This window comes from Acetobacter okinawensis JCM 25146 (genome assembly GCF_000613865.1).
Taxonomy (GTDB): Bacteria; Pseudomonadota; Alphaproteobacteria; order Acetobacterales; family Acetobacteraceae; genus Acetobacter; species Acetobacter okinawensis.
Map to the genome: position 1 here is coordinate 1 of NZ_BAJU01000101.1, position 1,857 is coordinate 1,857.

The 1,857-nt window shown below is 54.8% G+C and carries 1 protein-coding gene and 1 pseudogene; both read right to left on the reverse strand.

Translation table 11 applies throughout. The features are described 5' to 3' along the window. The coding region (locus JCM25146_RS20260) for a TonB-dependent receptor plug domain-containing protein (protein ID WP_199897772.1) at positions 1-803 on the reverse strand (803 nt) is incomplete at its 3' end. Between the two features lie 173 nt (positions 804-976). Next, positions 977-1,491 (reverse strand): annotated as a pseudogene (locus JCM25146_RS20265) (transposase); the annotation flags it as partial. Positions 1,492-1,857 lie beyond the last annotated feature (366 nt).

Consider the following 1,857-nt stretch of genomic DNA (forward strand, 5'->3'; position numbering starts at 1 on the left):
TGGGGGGAGCCTATGGCTGCATTGTCCTTCTGGCCTGTGCGGCTGTCCGCCCCCACACGCACGGTGCGGTCCTGGTGTTTGACCTCGGCACTAACGTTGAGGAACCCGCGCCCGCCCAGGTCCATCCCGGCGTTGAAGATTTCCCCCGTAGTAAACCCATCCCCCGCATAATAGCCGCCGTTGACCGCCTGCGCCGTAATGCCACTCTTGTTAGATTTGAGGATGATGTTGATCACCCCGGCAATGGCGTCCGAACCGTATTGGGCGGATGCGCCATCTTCGAGAATTTCTATGTGGTCGATGGCGGACATGGGGATCATGTCTATATCCACCGGGGTTGTGCCCTGCTGTGGCCCGCCGTCAAACGACAGGGCCGCCGTGGTATGGCGGCGCTTGCCATTGACCAGCACAAGGGTCTGGTCGGCATTAAGCCCGCGCAGGCTGAGTGAATCGGTCAGCGAGCCCTGATCCAGCCCCATGACCTGCCGGCTGACCGAAGGCACAAGCTGGGTCAGCGCGTCGCGGATATCGGTCATGCCTGTGGCCCGCAGTTGCTCGCCCGACACCACCACCACGGGGCTGACCGAGTGGCGCGCTGTCTGCGAAGGATCACGCGTGCCGGTCACAATCACCTGCTCCGCGCTGCTGTCGGCCTGCTGGGGGGGAGTTGCGTCATACCCGCTCGCCCAGGCCCCGACAGAAGGACAGTGCATCGCGCCCACAGCGACACCCAGAGCAAGGCTCCGCCGCAAGGTGAGAGAAAGCCGCCAAAGACCCAAACCCGCGTGACGCCGTAGCAACATAATACATCCTATATTAGTGGTTTATTCAAATCACCATTACAGTAATATATTATATTACGATATGCGGTATTGTATCGTTCTTAGTCGTCATTTTCACAGTGTTGCTTCTACGCAACGCACCCTGCGGACAGATCTGGGATATTGTCACGTGGAGGGATCGAAGAACCGTTTTTTAACTCCTGTTTCCTGATTTCAGGGCTATGACGTTTTGATTGATGGTTGCCTATCCAGCTTTCCCGCAGGAACAACCGCAGGCTTAGCATCAGGGGAATTTCACCCGAAGCCAGCGTCACCGATATCACTGTCTGGCAGTTCGCATTCTTACCCAGTGCGATGCGTATCGGGGCGCGACGCCAACAGAGGCTTTGCCCTTCTTCGGCAAGGCAGCGTCATCGATGATCAGCCAGAATCCGTCGCCACCAACCAGTTGATCAGCCTGTTTCCACAAGGTTGCGTCCAGTGGAGCGTTATCCCCAAGCCCGGCTCCGATGAAATGATGTAGCCGGTCATAGGGGACCGCATCCGAGCGCGCGGCCATGGGCTGGATGCTCTTGCGATCTCCGGGCCCGATCAGGCCTGCGATATAGGCCGGGCAAATGCGATGCCGTGTCTTGTTGCCCAGACCTTCTAGATATCCGTCTTCTGGTGAACAGAAGCGAGCGCGTCCATAATTCCCGTGTCTCGTCAACAGACATACCGCCACCTCTTCGTATTCTGAATCAGGGTGATATATAGATTCAGAGCTCTGCACAAAATGCGACTGCTATAGTGGCAGTAAAAATGATACAGACTAAAAATATTATAAGAATAATAAATAATTATATTAGTTTGTCATTAATTAACAATGATATTAGTAAATCAAACTTAATTTTTATGTATTTATTCTATGCAGGAAATGTAAACAGTTAAAATTGGTGACGGACCCATGCCCCTAAGAACTCGTGCGTTTCTTCTTGGCATAACCGCTCTCACTCCAGGTTTTGCCTGGGCGCAGGCCCTGCCCACGGGCGGCGCCTATGTCGCCGGGTCAGGCAGTATCAATACAGCAGGCGCT